General features: G+C 44.0%; 16 protein-coding genes and 1 tRNA gene. 10 read left to right on the top strand and 7 right to left on the bottom strand.

Annotated elements, in window-relative coordinates; genetic code table 11:
• Positions 1–40 precede the first annotated feature (40 nt).
• From KIV10_RS09410 to KIV10_RS09385, 6 genes are all read left to right on the top strand, one after another.
• Positions 41–541: a DUF4870 domain-containing protein gene (locus tag KIV10_RS09410; RefSeq protein WP_214113263.1), complete on the top strand. Its 501-nt coding sequence runs from the start codon at positions 41–43 to the stop codon at positions 539–541.
• Positions 525–710 (top strand): hypothetical protein, encoded by a 186-nt coding sequence (locus KIV10_RS09405; RefSeq protein WP_214113262.1) that lies wholly within the window; start codon positions 525–527, stop codon positions 708–710. Before KIV10_RS09410 ends, KIV10_RS09405 begins: the two co-directional genes overlap by 17 nt.
• Positions 707–1045 (top strand): PadR family transcriptional regulator, encoded by a 339-nt coding sequence (locus KIV10_RS09400; RefSeq protein ID WP_214113261.1) that lies wholly within the window; start codon positions 707–709, stop codon positions 1043–1045. Before KIV10_RS09405 ends, KIV10_RS09400 begins: the two co-directional genes overlap by 4 nt.
• Positions 1042–2796 carry a PspC domain-containing protein gene (locus KIV10_RS09395; protein ID WP_214113260.1) on the top strand — a complete coding sequence of 585 codons (1755 nt, stop codon included), beginning with the start codon at positions 1042–1044 and terminating at the stop codon, positions 2794–2796. The genes KIV10_RS09400 and KIV10_RS09395 overlap by 4 nt, the downstream gene beginning before the upstream one ends.
• A 16-nt stretch (positions 2797–2812) precedes the next feature.
• The gene (locus tag KIV10_RS09390) at positions 2813–3532 is read left to right on the top strand and encodes a head GIN domain-containing protein (protein WP_214113259.1); all 720 of its coding nucleotides are present in this window, start codon (positions 2813–2815) and stop codon (positions 3530–3532) included.
• A gap of 143 nt (positions 3533–3675) precedes the next feature.
• Complete coding sequence (locus KIV10_RS09385) at positions 3676–4125, top strand: hypothetical protein (protein WP_214113258.1); 450 nt, start codon at positions 3676–3678, stop codon at positions 4123–4125.
• A 77-nt stretch (positions 4126–4202) separates the two neighbouring features.
• On the opposite strand, the gene trxB is transcribed toward KIV10_RS09385, so the two are convergent.
• From trxB to KIV10_RS09350, 7 genes are all read right to left on the bottom strand, one after another.
• Positions 4203–5165, bottom strand: a complete 963-nt coding sequence (trxB, locus tag KIV10_RS09380; protein ID WP_214113257.1) for a thioredoxin-disulfide reductase — start codon at positions 5163–5165, stop codon at positions 4203–4205.
• A 162-nt stretch (positions 5166–5327) separates the two neighbouring features.
• On the bottom strand, positions 5328–5981 hold the full coding sequence (locus tag KIV10_RS09375; RefSeq protein WP_246516258.1) for a hypothetical protein: 654 nt from the start codon (positions 5979–5981) through the stop codon (positions 5328–5330).
• A complete protein-coding gene (locus tag KIV10_RS09370) occupies positions 5978–6808 on the bottom strand; it encodes an ABC transporter permease (protein WP_214113256.1) in 831 nt (276 codons plus the stop codon). The genes KIV10_RS09375 and KIV10_RS09370 overlap by 4 nt, the downstream gene beginning before the upstream one ends.
• Entirely contained in the window at positions 6805–7653 is an 849-nt protein-coding gene (locus KIV10_RS09365) for an ABC transporter ATP-binding protein (RefSeq protein WP_214113255.1), read from the bottom strand. Before KIV10_RS09365 ends, KIV10_RS09370 begins: the two co-directional genes overlap by 4 nt.
• Positions 7632–8195, bottom strand: coding sequence for a hypothetical protein (locus KIV10_RS09360; protein ID WP_317194717.1), 564 nt, complete (start codon positions 8193–8195; stop codon positions 7632–7634). Before KIV10_RS09360 ends, KIV10_RS09365 begins: the two co-directional genes overlap by 22 nt.
• A gap of 277 nt (positions 8196–8472) precedes the next feature.
• Positions 8473–8546, bottom strand: a tRNA-Pro gene (locus tag KIV10_RS09355).
• A gap of 52 nt (positions 8547–8598) precedes the next feature.
• Complete coding sequence (locus KIV10_RS09350; RefSeq protein ID WP_214113254.1) at positions 8599–9042, bottom strand: hypothetical protein; 444 nt, start codon at positions 9040–9042, stop codon at positions 8599–8601.
• A 732-nt stretch (positions 9043–9774) separates the two neighbouring features.
• On the opposite strand from KIV10_RS09350, the gene KIV10_RS09345 reads away from it, so the two are divergent.
• The 4 genes from KIV10_RS09345 (at position 9775) to KIV10_RS09330 (ending at position 20282) form a co-directional block, all read left to right on the top strand.
• Entirely contained in the window at positions 9775–10428 is a 654-nt protein-coding gene (locus tag KIV10_RS09345) for a hypothetical protein (protein WP_214113253.1), read from the top strand.
• A gap of 552 nt (positions 10429–10980) precedes the next feature.
• Complete coding sequence (locus tag KIV10_RS09340) at positions 10981–15897, top strand: PKD domain-containing protein (RefSeq protein WP_214113252.1); 4917 nt, start codon at positions 10981–10983, stop codon at positions 15895–15897.
• Between the two features lie 33 nt (positions 15898–15930).
• Positions 15931–17991 (top strand): T9SS type A sorting domain-containing protein, encoded by a 2061-nt coding sequence (locus KIV10_RS09335; protein WP_214113251.1) that lies wholly within the window; start codon positions 15931–15933, stop codon positions 17989–17991.
• Positions 17992–18215: 224 nt separating this feature from the next.
• Entirely contained in the window at positions 18216–20282 is a 2067-nt protein-coding gene (locus KIV10_RS09330; protein WP_214113250.1) for a T9SS type A sorting domain-containing protein, read from the top strand.
• The last annotated feature ends 195 nt before the right edge of the window (positions 20283–20477 follow it).

The raw sequence follows: 20477 nt of genomic DNA, 5'->3' as shown, positions 1-20477 counted from the left end.
TGTCTTTAGGACATATATTTGCATAAGAAAATAACAAGCTATGTACACTACATTATCAGAAACCGAGAAAAATACAAGCGCTTTCATTCACTTGTCTACATTTTTGAAATACTTTTTTCCCTTCGCAAATTTCTTTGCGCCATTATTGATTTGGACTTTCAATAAAGAAAAGGCTTTTGTGGATGAGCACGGTAGGCAAGCCATCAATTTTCAGTTGAGTATTTTAATTTATACTCTATCCATAGGGCTATTGTGTGTTCCGTTCTTCATCATTTTTGCGACAGATTTCGTCTCGTTGATGGAAACCATAAATAGTACTTCAACCCATATCTCACTTCAGAATTTTAAAAACCTTTCAGGATATTTAATTCTTTTCGGTTTGGCAATTCTATTGCTTCTGGCACTATTCATATTTGAACTCTACGCTGTAGTAAATGCAACCATGCATGCCGCAAAAGGTTCAGTTTATAAGTATCCGTTGAGCATTCCTTTTATAAAAACGAACTATTTAACACAACCAGAAAATGAGCACCATAGTTAATTACATACTGGCATTAATTCTTCAGTTTTTGAGCGTGGTAACACCAGTAAAAACTGAAGCAAAATTGCACTTCGCACCTAATCAATGCGAAGAAGTTGTAACAACCATTGCAAGTTTGCCAACCATCAAAAACGAACAGGATTTACGAACAATTAATTACACAAAATGAAAATTGAAAACACAAAAGCGCAGATGCGGAAGGGAGTTCTGGAATTCTGTATACTTTCTGTCCTAAAGGACGGCGAGGCATATACATCAGACATTCTGGAAACCTTGAAGGACGCAAAAATGCTGGTGGTGGAAGGAACCATTTACCCGTTGCTTACCCGCCTTAAAAATGCAGGTTTGCTTTCCTACCGTTGGGAGGAATCCACAAGTGGGCCGCCACGAAAGTATTATGAACTTACAGATACCGGAAAGGTATTTTTAACCGAATTGAACGAGACTTGGGCAGAATTGCAACAGGCCGTAAACAAAGTAACCAGCGAAAAAAACACAAAATGAACAAAACAGTAAACATAAATTTGGCGGGCACTTCCTTTCATATAGATGAAGATGCCTTTGGGAAACTTTCACGCTACCTGGACGCCATTAAGAGATCGCTAAAAGGTGCTGATGGAAGTGAAGAGATTATGCAGGATATTGAAACCCGTATTGCAGAACTTTTTTCTGAAAAACTTGAAAATTCCACACAAGTGGTCACATTGAAGATTCTGGATGAAGTAATCGCGGTAATGGGCCAACCCGAGGATTATGAGGTGGACGATGAAATTTTTGAAGATACGCCCCCTACCGGAAATTCCTATGCCAAATCTCGTGGCAACGCAACGCACAAACAGTTATTCCGGGATATTGACAACAAATATATTTCTGGGGTTTCCTCTGGCTTGGGGCATTATTTTGGCATCGACGCTATTTGGATACGTTTGCTTTGGGTGCTATTGATAGTAGCTGGTTTCGGCTCACCCGTTGTAGTTTATATTCTTCTTTGGATCTTGGTTCCGCCGGCGATTACCACTTCAGATAAACTGAAGATGACCGGCGAGCCCATCAATATTTCAAATATTGAAAAAAAATTCAAGGAGGGTTTTGACAATGTGGCGGATAAGTTCAAAAATGCGGATTATGATAAATATGGTCGCCGCGTAAAAAAAGAAGCCGGTGGTTTTTTTGATAGCTTGGGTACTTTAATAGTTACACTGTTTCGGGTATTTGTGAAGTTTTTGGGCGTGCTCATTATCTTGGTTTCGCTCTTGACGCTCATCAGTTTGGTAATCGGATTTTTTACCTTTGGTTCCATTGACTTTTGGGGAAATAACGAAATTACCGAAACCATCGCAATGATAGATACCACCAATTTCCCCATGTGGCTCATTGCCCTACTCTTTTTCTTTGCAATTGGAATCCCATTTTTTGTCCTGTTCATCCTCGGCTTAAAATTGTTGATAAGCAACCTAAAACCTATGGGTACCACTGTCAAAATCTCGCTCATAGTTCTTTGGGCACTGTCCGTAATTGGGTTGGCAATTCTTGGTATAAAACAGGCCACGGAACAGGCGTACGATGGAAACTTTATTGAGGAAACTTCCATTCCCGTACGTACGGGCGACACCTTAAAAGTGGAAATGCGTTCAGATAAACAGTACGGTTACAATATGCGCCGCGACAATGGTTTGGAAATTAAAATAAATTCTGAAAAAGAGCGAATTATTTTCTCCAATGATATTTTGGTCGAAGTTAAATCCACAAAAGATTCCATTGGTAAAATGGTGATTGAAAAAATGGCGCAGGGCAATAACTCCCTGGATGCAAGGGAACGTGCCGAGGCTATTGAATACAAATTCAATCTTGCGAATGGAACCTTGACCTTGGACGGATTTTTTATCACCGAAACCAAAAACAAATATCGCGACCAGCAGATTGAAATCACACTGTATCTGCCAGAAGGCGCGGTATTGAATGCGGATGAAACCATCTCTTCCTATTATTTGGATCGTTCGCCTTATGACAGCCGCGTGGAATGGAACAATGATTCGCACTACTTCCGCATTCTGAAAAATGAAAATGAATGTTTGGATTGCGAGGAAGAAATGGAAACTTGGGAAGAAGGGGATTCGCTTCAAAAAACGGATTCAATAAAATATGAATCGCCCAAAGATGAAAATAATTGGGAAAGGGAAGTAAGGGAAGATTTCAGAAATTCAAAAACTTCAAATTCAAAAAGAAAAGTAACAACCACAATAACAATTGATTAACCTAAAACCAATCTTTATGAAAACAATATTTAAAATTTCAGCAATTGCAGCAACCTTCTTATTTATAAGTTGCAATTTCAATGTCTCTTTTGGCGAGGATGGTAACGGAAATGTTGTCACCGAAGAAAGAACGGTCAGTGAAAATTTCACGGAAATTCGCGGAAGCGAAGGATTGAACGTAGAAATTACACAGGGAGATGAAAATAAAATCACTGTGGAAGCAGATGAAAATCTTTTGCAATACATTGAAACTGAAGTTGAAAGCGGTAAACTAAAAATCGGCACCTCAGAAAACATCGGCCGCGCAACCGCAAAAAATGTTTATGTAACATTTAAGCAAGTAAATACACTTGAAGCCAGCAGTGGCGCGGAGCTAATTTCAAAAAATGTGGTGAAAAGTGAAAATCTTTCATTGAACAGCAGCAGTGGCGCAAATCTAGACGTTGAGATTTTCGCAAAAAAATCAACGGCAAAATCAAGTAGTGGCTCCCAACTTTTGCTTCGCGGAAAATCCTCAGCGTTGGTTGCCGATGCTTCAAGCGGAAGCAAACTGGATGCAAAACAGCTTTTGGTTATCGATTGCGATGCGGAAGCCTCCAGCGGTGCAACGGTTACCGTTAACGTAAAGGAACGATTGGAAACACGCGCCAGTAGCGGTGGGGAAATTAATTATTATGGAAATCCAAGTGCGGTCAATTCAGATAAAAGCCGGTCAGGCAGTGTGAATAAAATGTAAAGCTATCGATTGCATGGCACATCCTTTACTGGCAAAACCTAATAGAAGCTAAACTTTTGTTAGGTTTTTTTCATTTTAAACAATTATTAACGTGGGTCATTTAAGTGAATTGTTACCTTTTCAAAAACAAAAAACTAAATGATATGAAAAAGCTACTCTTAATTTTATCTCTTGCCGTGATGTTTTCTTGCAGTTCAGATGATGATTCTGGCGACGTGATCAATGATGAATTTGATACTATTGTCAATATTTTACCTCAAGGACAATGGCGCGTTAGCTATTTTGCGAACGACGGTGGCGACCAAACTTCTTCTTTTGAAAGTTTTGTTTTCAATTTTAATGCGGATGGAACCGTTACTGCCGTGAATGATTTGTTCAGCGAAGAAGGAACGTGGCGCTATGAAAGCAGCGCAAACAATAGTGATGATGATAATGATGAGGAACTAGTGCTTCAGTTTACACAAACAACCCCTTTCAGCGAAATTTCAGAAGATTATGACATTGTATCTATAAGTACTACTACCATTGAACTTTCTGATGATAAGGACAGCACAAGCGCCAGCACGGAGCTACTTACCTTCACGAAGATTTAAAAGATTCATTTTAAAGCCAATAAAAAACCCTTTCAAAATTGCTTGAAAGGGTTTTTATTTTAAATCTTTTTACCGCTCTACGCCTCCACCTCGGTCTCTATCGTAGCAAGGTAGCGTTCAGCATCGAGGGCGGCCATACATCCGGTTCCTGCTGCGGTTATCGCTTGGCGATATTCCTTATCCTGTACATCGCCGCTGGCAAAAACACCAGGCTTATTCGTTTTTGTGGTTTTTCCTTTGGTTATTAAATAGCCGGTTTCATCCATATCCAACTGGCCCTTAAAGATTTCGGTATTGGGCTTGTGGCCTATTGCGATAAAAAGACCAGTGATGGCAATTTCTTCTTTTTCACCTGTTTCATTGTTCACTATCCGCAAACCTTCCACTACTTGGTCACCTAAGACTTCATCAACTTCACTGTTGTAGCGCACTTCCAGATTTTTGGTATTGTTTACCCTATGCTGCATGGCTTTGCTCGCCTTCATATAATCTTTTCGTACAAGCATTGTAACTTTATTGCAGATATTTGCAAGGTATGTTGCCTCCTCGGCCGCTGTATCTCCAGCGCCCACTATGGCCACATCCTGATTTTTATAGAAGAAACCATCACACACCGCACAGGCAGAAACCCCGCCACCGCGCAAGCGCTGTTCACTGGGGAGTCCCAAATACTTGGCAGTAGCCCCGGTTGAAATAATCACCGTCTCGGCCTCCAGTTTTGTAGAATTGTCCACTGTAATTTTGTGCGTTCCGCCAATCTCGTCACTGAATTCTACATTGGTCACCATCCCAATTCTCACTTGAGTTCCAAAACGTTCAGCCTGCTGTTGTAATTGCACCATCATCGTGGGGCCGTCGATTCCCTCGGGGTATCCGGGAAAATTATCAACTTCGGTAGTTGTGGTAAGCTGCCCGCCAGGTTCCATACCAGTGTACATTACGGGTTTCATATCTGCACGTGCAGCATAAATTGCGGCCGTGTAACCCGCAGGTCCGGAGCCTATAATGAGGCATTTTATTCTTTCCATTGTTTCGCTCATGATATAATTCTTCAAGAAAATTTTCGAATTGTAAAAATAATAACTTTCAAAGGAACGAAACTCTAAAAGTTATGAAGATTTGTTATTCCTTAATTACTATTTGCTATTTCAAAAAACAAAAATTCTGAAATCAATCAGATATAAAATTTATTTCTAATGCTATCACTTAACAATTTTATATTCTGAAATAGCCATCAATATTTTCCCGGTTTTTACTTCCGCATCACGCAGCTGCTTTCTATCAATTTTGGTATCGCTTCCCATAAAATTCAGTGGGATTTTAAGTTTTTCTATAGCAAAGGAAACTTCAACATGGCTCGGCAAAATATCCTGTACCGTTTTATATTTCATCTGAAGATCATAGGATCCATCTTTTTTTGAAATGATATTGGAAGCCAAAATCCGTTTGTTCTTTACATCCAAATACAGCGTGGCAAGCGCGAGTGAAGACTTGGCATCATCGGGAATTATTTTCAGCACCTTTACCTTTTTTCCATTCAAAACCTCGGTGCCTCTATTTACGGTTATAAACGGATATTTAAAAATTTCGTTGAGTGAAAAATCCAGTCCCCGCTTTGGTAGCATCACAAAATCCTCACTCGAAAAAGCCATCTCCTCCCCTTTTTTATACGTTACGGAAGCATTTTTGGTGGGCATCTGTATAAAAGGCACATCAAGATCCAGCCTTAATTGCGCTGAAAATTGCGAAATGCTATCCATCCGCTTTTTGATATATAGCAAATCATCATCAACAGTTTGTCCAATGGCTGTTTGCATCATTAATGCCACTATGGTGTATAAAATTCCTTTAATCATCCTATATCCTTTTTATTGAAAAAATAGCAACCCAGCGCAGCGAATAAAATGGTATAAACCGCAAGCAATAGGTTGTTTGTTATAATTTGTGTCCAATCCAATTCGTATTGAAAAAATTGTTGCCAAGAGTTTATGAGCTTCGGAAATAAAAACGCTTCAACAGCTCCCAATCCAAAATCCGCTTTTAAAAGAAGGGAACATAATATCAAGAAAAATGCAGAGGCAATCCAAGTTTTTGCGGGTTCTTTCAGCAATATTCCGAGCGTGATACTTACCGTACTATAAAATAGCATACTCAATGCGCCGGAACAAAAGGCAAAACAGATTCGTTTGAAAGCCTCTCCACTTTCAAAAAAATTGAGCGTGTCCAGATAGACCACCAAATCGCCATCCCCAAAAATGGAATAGGCCAAGCCAAAGGTGCTCAGCATTAACACCATCAGCACAAAAACGGTAAATATGACCCCCGCCAGATATTTTGCAATGATTAAGCGCACCTTACTTATTGCCTGCAATAAATTGGTTTGGAGTGTCCCATTTTTATATTCCTCGGTGATCATCGCGGAGGTGATTATCATCAGGATCAATGGCACATTGAACCATAGCGAATTGAGTACTAAGTACAAAATAAGATTTCCGTTGAGCAGATTTCCTTCAAAATAAAAGGATTGCCGAAGGTTGTCTAATAATAGTTCCAAAACCGTTGCCCCTTGCAGATAGGCACTTATCAAAATAATAATTTCTATGAGCAACACAGCCCCCAGGGCATACCAAGTCTTTCCCTGTTTCCAAAGTTTGAAGAGTTCGCATTGTAAGAGTGCTATCATAAATCGTTCTTCAAAAGTTGTTCAAGGGTTATATTGGGAACACACGCTGTTACTTGAAAACCCTCTTCCAGCAACTCCTTTAACAAAATGGGCATCTCCCCGCTTACGCAATTTACCGTGACGTTATTTTTTTCAAAATGGATTGCATATTTTTTTACTACGGAGGAATTTGAAATGTTTTCAGCGGTAAGCGTATAGATTGAAACCAAATTATTAATAAGCTGAAAAGTTGGTCCGTGGTTTACAATCGCTCCGTTGTCAATTATATAAAGATAATCGCAACATTTGTGAAGCTCTGCCATTAAATGTGAAGAAATAAAAATGGCTATACCCTGTGAGGCAAATTTCTTGATGAGGGTTATTAGCGAAGCCACCCCGATAGGATCGAGACCTGAAAAAGGCTCATCCAATATCAATATTTCCGGATCGTTCAATAGTGCAATAGCAATGCCCAGCCGCTGTTTCATGCCCATTGAAAAGTTTTGGACAGGATCTTTTCGGTCAAGTGGCAGGCCCACCATCCGCAGGTAGTTTTCCAGTGAATTTCTATCGGAGGGCGCATTCTGCATGGAAGCGAAGATCTTCAGATTATCATAAGCATTCAAGTAGGAATATAGCCCGGGATGTTCGATGACAGCGCCAATGGGTTTTTTTCTATTGGAATTGATTTCAACTTTTCCTTCATCTGCCGTTACTAAATTGCAAAGAATTTTGAAAAGTGTAGATTTTCCTGCACCATTCTTTCCCAACAGTCCGCTGATGCTACCAGCCTTCAAAGAAATGGAAACGGAATCCAAAGCCTTGCCCGAACTGTAGATTTTAGTCAGTCCCTTGGCATGTAACATTCTGAAAGTTTGTTTTGGTATTGTTTAAAATCGAATTTTGGCTCGTAGTATTTTTCCAAAAAGGTACGCGACCAAAAGTATTTTTTAAATAGAAACAGGGGATCCCGAAGCATAAATTGGGGAATAAAATTGTACCAACGTATCCCCATTTTGTAATAATATCTTTTTAAGCTATCCTCCATTCCCAATTCTTTCGCTGCGGCTATTACCGCCATTCGTTGGCATTTGCTTCCACTATAGTGTTTTGCAATTTTTGGCGTAAAACCGTGTTGAAAAAGATGGTCCTTGATGCGTTTATAATTCTGAAACCGTGACCAACCGTCCATCAACACTAAGAAAATATGTACAAAGGAAAAAAGAAGGCACCATACCCAAAAGAGAATTATTTCAACGGGAGCATGCTGATAGGCATCGTATAGACCATAATAATAGTAAACCGTCTCAACTATAAAAAGCAATAGGGCACTGTACAACAATTTGTTGACATTCCAGTAAGAAACTAAAGTTCTCGGTTGTTTTGGGATGTGCTGCAGGTGCTCCACGGATTGCTCTAATATGATTTCAAAGTAGCAAATTTATTTTTATTTTGGGGTTATCTGTCCTATTTCAAATTAATATGTGGTAAGAATGCTACTGAACTTAGCTAAAGTTGCTGTTCTTTATTTAAAATGATTACATAATTGAAGTGGACATCCCAGAATTTCTTTCAAAATTTGTTTGAGCTATACGACCGGCCTCGTAATGATGCATCAACTTTTTGAAAACCAGTGAAGCGTAAACCAACAAAAAAAGACATCCGAAGATGTCTTTTATGTTATGTCGGGATGACAGGATTTGAACCTGCGACCCCACGCCCCCCAGACGTGTACGCTACCAGGCTGCGCTACATCCCGAAATAGGAATGGCAAAAATAATCAAAATCCCAAAGCCTGCAAGAATAATATACTAATCATTGAAATAATCAGCATTTTCGCGTACCCATAGCTGGTACTGTTCAAATTGTTCATCTCGGAGCATTTCTTTCATAATTCTATCTTGGATTTCTATGCGTTCAAAAGTAGTGATAGGCTGAACATCTGGATTGCTGTTTCGCATGTCAATTTCAGAGTTCCATTGCTCTTGAAAATTAGCAATTTGTTCCTCATCCATTTTTATATCAGTAAACATTTTATGCATCATCTCTGCCTGCATTTCTTCTCGCATTGCCTGTGCCTCATCGTTATTATTTTTTTCAAGCATGGCTTCCCTGGATTCAATAGCTGCGTTGTTTCTTGATTGGTTTGACGTATTGGATTGCTTATTGCTTCTTCCACGATCTTTTGATTGAACTTCTGTAGGTGTGCTTTGTGTTCCACCGCAGGCCATTAGAGTTGCCATGAAGCCTATCATTATTAAGTTTTTCATGATCAGTTGTTTTTGTTTTTTTCGCTAAGTTACAAATAGGGTAAATATTCTGTATTAGCTTTAAGAAAACATTGTAGTAAGTTTATTGGTCATCCAGATTGTTCGGTTTTCAGTTATGTTCAGATTTATGCTTCAAAGCAAAGAGTATTTTATCCGTCTTTATGCCTACAAGCCCGGCCATACACTAAATTAGATGGTAACTAGTGATTAACAGTGATCAATGAACGATTATCTAAGCCGCAAATTTATGAGATTGCGCTCGCAATGACGGAAAAATGGATTCGTCTGGAAAGAGGCTCATTAATGAGGGTGGTTGATGGTTATCAGTTATCTGTTGTGGGTTAGTTGTTGCCTGTTCTCTGTTGTCTGTTGTCTGTTGTCTGTTATCAACATTCTTTACTTGCCCCGTTTCTTGAAAAACGCTCGAAATGACAGGGCATTCCCAATTGTTCGTTTTCAATAATTTAGGGTGGTTGGCGATTATCTGTTTTCTGTTTGAGGTTCTCCATTGGCCATTCAGCTTTAGAGCTATGGCCGGGTTCTTTGATTGTGACAGTATCTATATAGCATCGTGAGAGTATCCTAGGAGTTGAGTCGGCATGGAATCGCCATGAGGTCGGCTTAATGTCGGCTTAGCGTCGGCATGGAGTCAGCTTAGAGTGTTTGTTTGTTCTGACAATAGTTTCTATCTTTATTAAAAACTAAATAGTGTGTACTATGGGAGGATTCAACTACGAAAATAATAAAAATAATCCCAGAATTTACAAGCACAGTGATGAATTATCACTTTGTAGCAAGTTTGTAAAAGAATTTAAAATTGCTCTTTATCCAATATTACAGTTTGTAAATGATGGGACTCTGCATCAACGCTTGATGGCATTGTTTATGAAAATTAAAAGTTTGGACAGCGGTGGGGCGACAGAACATAGGCTAGTGGGAAAAGGCCTTAAAACCTTAAAAGGCAAACAACTTTTAAGGGAATTTGTATTTACCCCAAAAGTGGGTATCCGTCAACAATTTGGGAATCCACTGATTCATGATGCAGATTTTTCGCTGGAGTGGAAAGCTCTTGCTCCAAGTAAGGCAAAATTTCCCAAGGGCGCTACGCATTTTGACCTCCAATACATTTTAGTGGTTTACAATGTGCAGGAAAATAGTTTTGTTACTTACGATAGCGCACCTTTACGATTCTCGAAAAGAGATGTAATCCAGCATGTTCACATACATCTGGAATCCGCAATAAGGCGGGAAGAGTATTGTTTTTATTTGCCCCTTATCAGCATCCGATTTATGGAGGTTTTGGGGAAAGAGGAATATCCTTCTTTAGGTAAGGACGGAGTTGGAGTTGAGGTATTGGGGGTTTTTGGTTGATGATTTTCAGTTGTCGGTTGTCGGTTGTCAGTTGTCGGTTGTCGGTTGTGGGTTCTTTTTTTAGTTCTTGGTTGTAAGTTATTGGTTGTCTGATGGCTTTTGGCCTTTGCTTTTGGCTGTTAGCCTTTGGCTTTTAGCTGATGGCTGTTGGCTTTTGATTAAATTGGGATCATCAGGGTCTTGATATGCTTCGACAAGCTCAACACAGCCCTTTTTAGTAGTTGCTGTCTCTTCGTGAAAAGCACTCCGGTTCTCGATATGCTTCGACAAGCTCAACACATGCTTTTTTAATAGTTGATTTCGCTTCGTGAAAAACACTTCGGTTCTCGATATGCTTCGACAAGCTCAGCACAGGCTTTTTTAATAGTTGATTTCGCTTCGTGAAAACACTTCGGTTCTCGATACATTTTTCACTTGCTCCGCTTCGTGAAAAACACTCGAACTGACATGATTGGGGTTGGATTAGGGCGTTAACAAATATTTATGATATTTAATTATATTTCATATATTACAAAAAATTTTCAACTATTATCAACACTAGCCAATCAAACAATGAAAATTAACAATTACCATTCATTCTCCTTACAACCTTTTATTAGGTTTTTGGCAATAGGCTTATTTTTTCTCTTTTCAATAACCGGCATAGCCCAAGCCCCTACCGGACTTTATTGGGACATTGCCGTGGGGTGTGAGGATGCTACGGATGTAGGCTTTAATGTAGAGGGACCCCAAGAGTGCATTAAAGTATGTGAAGGCAGTACGGTTACCTATACGTTGACCGGCGACCCTACCCCTTGGATTGATGTACAATGGTATGTGGTGGGCGGAACCATACAAAACTCCTCTGCTAGCGATGTTACCATAGCATGGGGGAACGGACTTTATGGAGAAATCACCGTACGTGTGGAAACCAATGAAGAAATTTTTACACGTAGAGTATGTGTGGAATTAATACCCAAGCCAATTGTAGATTTTACGGTGTACCCCAACGGACCCAGACCCACTGTAATTAATGTATGTAAGGATGAGGTGGTGTACTTTGAAAATCTAACCACCAACGATGGGAATTCACAAATAATTTTTCACAGTTGGTATTTTTCTGACGATGATACCACAGTAGAAACCTTTGAACCTTCCCACATTTTTACGCAAAATGGTGTCTATTATGTAATCCTTACCGTTACAAATGACTGTAATTGTAGTTCCTCAGAAAAAATTGAAGTACACGTAGGGGATGAAGGGATGCAAATAAGTTGCAATAGCATAGCCTGTGAAAACGAAGTGGAAACCTACACTGTTACAAATTTGGAAGGAGAATCTGTTGAATGTTTTGATTATCAATGGATAGCAGACGGTGGTACGATTATTTATGACACTGTGAACGAGGTACAGGTACAATGGGACCGCGTAGACCAAGATGGTTTTGGATATTTGACCTATAATCCATTCTCCTGCGATGTAACCTGCCAAGAACCCGTAACCATAAAAGTACCCGTTATAAAGGATGATGTACTTATTTCCGGTCCCACTACCCTTTGTGAGGGAGCGCAAGCGCGATATGCCATACCCCAATGGCCCTCTACGGAAGTTGAATGGCAAATAACACCTTCAGCAGGAATCGACATAATACCGAGTGACCAACCCAATGAAATTGTGCTTGAGGGAATTACCGGAGGAAATTATATACTGGAAGCCATATATACAAATACTTTAAAAGGCTGTGGGGGCGTTGCCTTTAAAGAGCTGACAATAGAGAACGATATAAAGATTTTAGGCAATACCACTACCTGCATAAATGAAAGTGAAAACTTTTATACCACTACTTCCGGAATACAGTATGATTGGATCATTGATGGGCCCACTGGCGCCAGCTCTTATTCTGGAAGCACAATAAATGCCATTTTTACCGAACCGGGCCTTTATACTATCTATATAGGAGATATTGATTGTATAACACCTTTTACCGTATATGTAAAGCCACCAGCAGAATCGCCCATTGCCATTGACGGCCCACTGGAAGTATGTTTTGGTATGCCCATAGCCTATAGTGCCGTACCAGAGCCGCCCGGCACCCATCAAGCAGTCTGGAATATAGCGCCAGGTTCTGGGGTATTCAGCAGTACCAATACCGATGAGGCCATTGGGGATGAGGTTTCCGTAATCTGGAACCCAAACTATACAGGCACCTATCAATTAAGGCTCTTTTTTGAAAATGAGGGATGCGTAAGCCAAGATGTAATAGTAATAAACCCCACAGGGCTACAAATAGACTATGATTTTGCGGGGCCTCAAAATGTATGTTCCAGTAGTTATGCCAGTTATACCGTAGATTATCTGGAGGGTGACAAATACGAATGGAAAATACTTACGCCAGATTTGGGAAGTATAGCCGAAAACCCACAAAACCATGAAGTTGAGGTATTGTGGAACAATGTAGCTACCACCACCACTGCCCTACTGGAACTTTCCATAGAAAAATGTGGTGCAAAGACCATCAAACAGTTTCCAGTGGTCATCGAGCCTAGCGTACCCATAAGCATCAACGCGCCCAATACCGTGTGCCGGGACGAGGTTGTTAATTTCAGTATTAATGGCCTGACCTCTTGGAACACCATCACATGGAATTTTGGGGATGGCGGTACCGCCACTGGTCCGAATACATCCCATATTTACGATAATTTAAGCCCCATTGGCACCAATTATATAGTACAGGTAACGGTAACAGAACCCAATGGTTGCCTAAACAATGCTATTGCAACTTTTAGTTTACAAGTGCAGCCTGCACCGTTGGCACACTTAACGCCCGCACTCAACCACAACTATTGCAGTGCTGGAGCATTGGCAACAGATCCACCTACCCTAAACCTAATATTGGACAGCAATTATGCCACCGCTATAGCAATTGAATGGTTTTATAACGGATCCTCGATTTCCCCAGCCCTACCCCCTATGACTACCTCCTATACCGCTACCCAGTTTGGGCAATATTATGCCGTGGTTGAAAGTGCCAATGGCTGTACGGATACCACGAATATAGTCTACGTAAGGGAGGAGAATTGCAATATTGATGATGATTGTATGGTAAACGAACTACCACCCACCATAAATACTCCCTTAGCCAATACCGGATGTAACGCCTATACCGCTACTGCTGTAAATAATTCTGGTACTACCCCCTTATCCTACCACTGGCAAGTGGACGGAAACCAACTTACGGGACAAACCGCCACTACTGCAAACTTTACGGTGAGTGGAGTAGGAATACATAGGATATATTATAGTGAAGTCTATGCAACAATAGACATATACGGAAACCCTTGTAGCGATGCCGTTGTAGCTGTGGAAGAATTCATTGTCCCCTATGAAGCAAACCTAGACTACAGTATTATATGCAATACTGCCGGGAATGGCTATAATGTAACCATTTATGAAGCCTCCGATTATTTTCCCACCACCCCCATACAAAGCCTTACCTATTTTGTGGATGGGGTAAACGTAGGGAGCGGTACGCCCCAAGGCTTACCACAAATAACAGTACCCAACTTAACGCCCGGGAACCATACCCTGGGGCTGGATATCTCTGGTTCTGGGTACGCCGCTTGCTCCACGAGCCTAACCATAACCTTGCCCGATTTTCCCACCGCCACTATCGTTGCGCCGTTGCAGGCCTGCGCAGGGGAGCCAGTGCCCTTTGCGGCTACCGTTAATGACCCCAACCTTATCTATGAATGGGATTTTGACGATGGAGCATTAAATTCCTTACTAAATCCTATACGCAACTTCTCTGTAGGGCAAAAGGATGTTATATTAACAGTAACCAACGCCCTTGGCTGCAGTACCACAGTAAGCCATGCCATTACTATTGACGCCCCCAATATGGATGGTTCTTTGGACCTCAGCCCACCTAGTGCGTGTGCGGGGAATCCAATAACCATTACATATAGTCCACCGCTTGGTCAATCAAGTAATGTGACAACACATATATGGAAACGGGAAGTCAATGGTGTAATAGTCAGTATGCAACAAACTCCAGTAACAGTAAATAACATAACCGTCACCCAACCCGGTATTTATATACTGGATGGGGTGGATAACAATGGTTGTGTACAGTACGGCATCAGCCGAATTTCAGTAGCATTTTTGGAAACGCCGGATGCCGTAATAAATGGACCCCTTGAAGTGTGTGCCGAAACACCCTTCCAGTTGCACGCCAATCCTGTTTTTGAAAACAACTACCAATACAGTTGGGAACTGGACGGGCAACCCTTGCCCCAATGGGATGATATAGCGGTAATAGACCAGACCCTTATCACTCCCGGAAATTATACCTATGACTTGACAGTAACCACACTTGCAGGCTGCAGTGCTACCACCAGCTATGATATTACGGTGAACCCATTGCCCGATGCCCCTGAGGTAAGCATTGCCATTTTGGAATGCGAGCCCTATACCGTAGAATTAGATGCAAGAGCCAATGAACCGGGCATCTATTTATGGAGCGATGGGCAAACGGGGAATATTATTCAAGTAACCCATGGAGGTCCTTACCGAGTAACCTTTATAAACGACCAAGGGTGCAGCAGCAGTAAAGAAATAGATGTACCCCAAAATCCGGAGGCCTATATCTGGGCCTATCCTCAAGGCTGTTATGAAGTATGCGAACAAAATGTAAGTGATTATTATGTTACGGGGCCCATTATTCCTTTTACTTGGGAATGGCAAGTGGATAGCAACAACATCAATTCAGGGATGGGGATTATGCCAAACCAATTTTGGAGTGGGGATGGCCTATACCAATTGCAATTGGATAATGGTTATTGCAATACCTTGAGCCAAGGGTTTTCTTGGGAACTCGCCGAACGTTGCCAGGATTGCGACATTATACTACGTGTATTGAACCTACAGCCCATGATAGATGGGTTTGGAAACTGTTATTATACCCTTACCCTGGATATAAGCAACCATAGCTCCATTTCATATACCATCAATAATTTAACCAATAGCGGGGTGATGGTTCCGGGAGGTGGATACTTACCCCCAGGGGTAACCGTGGCTAATATGGAATTTTATCCCCCAGCTGGTTTTGCTGGCGGAATGGTATCTTTTGCCCTAACTTCTACTGGACCGGATCAAGGGATTACCTGCCTTAATGATTTTTCCATCAATTTTCCAGCTTGCCCTACCGGATCCCATAGACCAACGAATGGTGAAGAAACGGAAACCGGAGGAGCGCAAAAATATACGGTAGCACCCAACCCCACCACCGGCGTGGTACAGCTTAGCCATACTGCCGAAGCTATTCAGGGAACCAATGCTATAGTGTATATTTATGATCTCTATGGAAGGGAAATAAAAAGGGAGCGCTTGAACTTAAATAGCGCAAGCACCCCACTGGATCTGTCTCCTTTTGCCAATGGCACCTACCTGCTGGTACTACGGGAGGAAACACGTACGGTCTTTTACCAATGAATTATTTTAAATAAATAATAAATACATATACCCATGAAAACAAGACTAAACCTATTTATAGTGCTGCTATCATTGCCCTTCTTGGCACTTGCGCAGCAACCGTGGCAGTGGGCCAAGCGCGGCGGCAGTGCATCGACCCAGCAGAACGGCACCGCCTTTAGGGAGGAGGTGGTGGACATGGCCACAGACCCCAACGGCAACGTATATATGGTGTCCAACATTGGCGGGGACAACCTGGAAGTGGACGGCGCCACGCTGGACTTCCACTTCCCGTCCGATTTTTTTGGCAACGTGCGGAGGGACGCCACCGGCGGGCTGTTGATGAGCTATGACTGCGAGGGCAACTTCCGCTGGAGCAAGCTGGTGAGCGGCAGCCTGGATGGGCGCATCGTAGCCTTGGAAACCGATACCCTTGGCCATGTATATATTACGGCGGGAGTGTTTCCCGCCACCAAGGACGGCTTTGGCAACGAGCACCGTGCCCGTTTTGATACCGATACCATCGTCCCCTATTCCGCCAACGAACGGAAATACAAACAGCAAATATATATGGTTCGCTATGATACCCTGGGAAATATGGAAAGATTCCATACCTTCCAGCCCGACAGCATTACACTGACCGAGGCATCCAGGACCATCCTTGTTCCCGATATGGCCGTGGATCCAAATGGAACCCAGCATCTACTTATCCACGCCTATGACGATGCGAGGAGCGGAAACTCCTATTTTCCCATAGTGGAAAACGATACCCTCCCCGTGGGGGATTACATCATAAAATATGACGTGCAGGGCAATTATCTTGGCAATATCAAACTGGACATGGAACTGGAGATAGACTACGGAGGGTCCAACCTCAAGATAAACCACGACCCCGTGCGCAAGGCTTACTATATGTCCGGTTACAACAGCACCCCATACACCGGCACCTACCAGGACAGCCTTTGGGTAGGCGGGCAACTGGTGGACAGCCCGCTGTTCGTGGCCAAGTTCGACAGCCTGGGCAACAGCACCTGGCTGAAGCAGGGAAGTCCAGGTATAGTGCAATCCAATAGGTTTGACAGCAAGCCACAGATTGACCACCAAGGAAATATCTATCTGGCAGGGATATTTAACCAAACCAATAGCCAACAGACAACATTCAATGGGTTTACGCCCCAGGTCCCGACCAATAGAAGTTTTCCGGTCATCGTCAAGATGGATGCCGACGGCAACCTGATTTATGGTGTCAACGCATCGAGTACCAGTTCTGAATCCCCGACCCCCTCCCTAAGCTTGGCGGGTGACAGGATATCCTTTACGGGCAGCCACGGCGGCATCACCTGGGGCGGCTTTTCCTTTCCTTTTGACCCCAACAGCGGCTACGATGCCTATCTCGCGCGCTTTGACGCCCGCACGGGCGCCATCCTAAGCATGGACAGCATCGCCAGCAACCGAGGCTTCGCCGAGTACCCCACCGCCATTGCCACCGACAGGCGCGGCAACACCTATGTGGGCGGAAGGTTCCAGGGCAGGATGTTCGCCGGCGGCGATACCCTGACCAACGTGCACTACGGCGTGGGCACCGACTACTTCCTGGTGAAGGCCGGGGCGGACAACTGCGGCTGCGCCCTGCCACAGGGGGCATACGCGTACACCGGCACCGGCGGGACGGTGGACTTTGCCTATACCGGCACGATGGACTACGATACCCTGGAATGGGGCTTCGACGACGGCACGGTGCTTACCAGCACCGCAAATACCATTGCCCACACATTTACCGAGGCGCGCGAGCACTGGGTGTGCGTGACCGCATACAACGCCTGCGGCCACGACACCTGGTGCAGCCTGATAGATCCCTTTAGTCTTGCAACGGGCGCGCTGGAAAAAGGCAGCTTTAGCCTCTACCCCAACCCGGTGGGCGGGGCCCTGAACATAGATGCCCAAGAGCCGATGGACTACGTGCTGTACGACCTTGGCGGGAAGCGGCTGATGGAGGGCGGCCTAGGGCGCGGCGCAAACGTGCTGGACACCTCCACCCTGCAAAGCGGCTTCTATATGCTGCGCCTGAAGAACGGTGCCGGGGCGGTGGCCACCGTGAAGGTGGTGCGGGAGTGAGGGTTGTCGGTTGTTGGTTGTCAGTTCTCAGTTTTAAGTTTTAAGTTTTAAGTTGTGGAATGTGTGATTTGTAATGCGTAATGCGTAATGTGTAATGTGTAATGTGTAATGTGTAATGTGTAATTTACTATGTTTTATTGATATTGCTAATCATCATTATTAATTATTCATTGCTGATTGCTAATTGTTAATTGTTAATTGTTGATTGAATATTGTTATTGCTTATGAAAACAAAATTAAGCCTATTTATAGTATTGCTATCATTGCCCTTCTTGACCCTTGCCCAACAGCCCTGGCAGTGGGCCAAGCGCGGCGGCAGCGCATCGACCCAACAGAACGGCACCGCCTTTAGGGAGGAGGTAGTGGACATGGCCACAGACCCCAACGGCAACGTATATATGGTGTCCAACATTGGCGGGGACAACCTAAGCGTGGACGGCACCACGCTGGACTTCCACTTCCCGGGCGACAATTTTGGCAACGTGCGGCGGGACGCCACCGGCGGGCTGCTGATGAGCTACGACTGCGAGGGCAACTTCCGCTGGAGCAAGCTGGTGAGCGGCAGCCTGGATGGGCGCATCCTGGGAGTGGAGACCGATACCCTGGGCCATGTATATATTACGGCGGGAGTATTTCCGGCCACCAAGGATGTCTTTGGAACCGAGTACCGGGCCCGTTTTGACACCGATACCATCATCCCGTATTCCGCCAACGAACGGAAATACAAGCAAAGGGCCTATCTCGTAAAATACGATACCCTGGGAACGATGAAAAACCTTAGGACCTATCAGCAGGACAGCATACATATAATGGAGACTTCCTGGACAACAAATTTGTTCGACTTTATGGTAGACCCCAATGGCGACCAGCACCTCTATATACAGGCAAGGAACTACACGGCCCAGGGGACTGACTATTTTCCCGTGGCGGAGGGGGACACGCTTTCCCCCGGGGACTATATCCTGAGGTATGACGCACAGGACAATTATCTGGGCAATATCAAGCTGGACATGGAACTGGAGAACGATTTCGGGGGGGGCTTCGCGCCCAAGATAAACCACGACCCCGTGCGCAAATCCTACTATATGTCTGGGTACAACACGACTCCAAGAGGTAGTTATGAGGACAGCCTGTGGATAGGCGGGCAACTGGTGAACAGCCACCTGTTCGTTGCCAAGTTCGACAGCCTGGGGAACAGTACGTGGCTGAAGCAGGGAAATGCAGGTATTTCCCCAATATCCAATAGGTTTGATGAGAAGCCCCAAATAGACAGCCAAGGTAATATCTATCTGGCAGGCATCTTTGATAACAGCCCTACTTATCCAAGTGTAATTTTTAACGGCTATACTGGGCATGGGCTTAATTATAGTACTTTTCCCGTCCTGTTAAAAATGGACAGTTACGGGAATTTGATTACCGGCACGCACGCCGTTGCGGACAACAGTGTTTCCCTAAAGCAATCCATAGCGCTCAACGGCAATATCATTGAATTTGCTAATAGCCATGCCGGCATTACTTGGGGCGGCTTTTCCTTTCCCCTTGACCCCAACAGCGGCTACGATGCCTACCTCGCGCGCTTTGACGCCCGCACGGGCGCCATCATCAGCATGGACAGCATCGCCAGCAACCGAGGCTTCGCCGAGTACCCCACCGCCATTGCCACCGACAGGCGCGGCAATACCTACATTGGCGGGGAGTTCCAGGGCAGGATGTTCGCCGGCGGCGATACCCTGACCAACGTGCACTACGGGGTTGGCACCGACTACTTCCTGGTAAAGGCCGGGGCGGACAACTGCGGCTGCGCCCTGCCAGAGGCGGCCTACGCGCACACCGGCACCGGCGGGACGGTGGACTTTGCCTATACCGGTACGATGGACTACGATACCCTTGAATGGGGCTTTGACGACGGGACGGTGCAGACCACCACCACAAACACTATTAACCACACCTTTACCGAGGCACGGGAACACTGGGTGTGCGTGACCGCATACAACGCCTGCGGCCACGACACCTGGTGCAGCCTGATAGACCCCTTTGGTCTTGCAACGGACGTGCTGGAAAAAGGCAGCTTCAGCCTCTACCCCAACCCGGTGGGCGGGGCCCTGAACATAGATGCCCAAGAGCCGATGGACTACGTGCTCTACGACCTGGGCGGGAAGCGGCTGATGGAGGGCCGCCTGCAACAGGGCAACAATACCCTCGACACCTCCGCCCTGCAAAGCGGCTTCTATATGCTGCGCCTGAAGAACGGTGCCGGGGCGGTGGCCACCGTGAAGGTGGTGCGGGAATGAGGGTTGTTGGTTGTGGGTTGTCGGTTCTCGGTTTTCAGTTTTAAGTTTTAAGTTGTGGAATGGGTGATGTGTGATGTGTGATGTGTGATGTGTGATTTAATATGTTTTATTGATATTGCTAATCAATCATTATTAATTATTCATTGCTGGTTGTTGATTGTTGATTGTTGATTTATGATGTACGATGTACGATTG

The organism is Aequorivita echinoideorum (genome assembly GCF_018476645.1).
Taxonomy (GTDB): domain Bacteria; phylum Bacteroidota; class Bacteroidia; order Flavobacteriales; family Flavobacteriaceae; genus Aequorivita; species Aequorivita echinoideorum.
The sequence above is the reverse complement of the archived record's forward strand: the minus strand, read 5'-3'. Positions and strand labels throughout refer to the sequence as shown.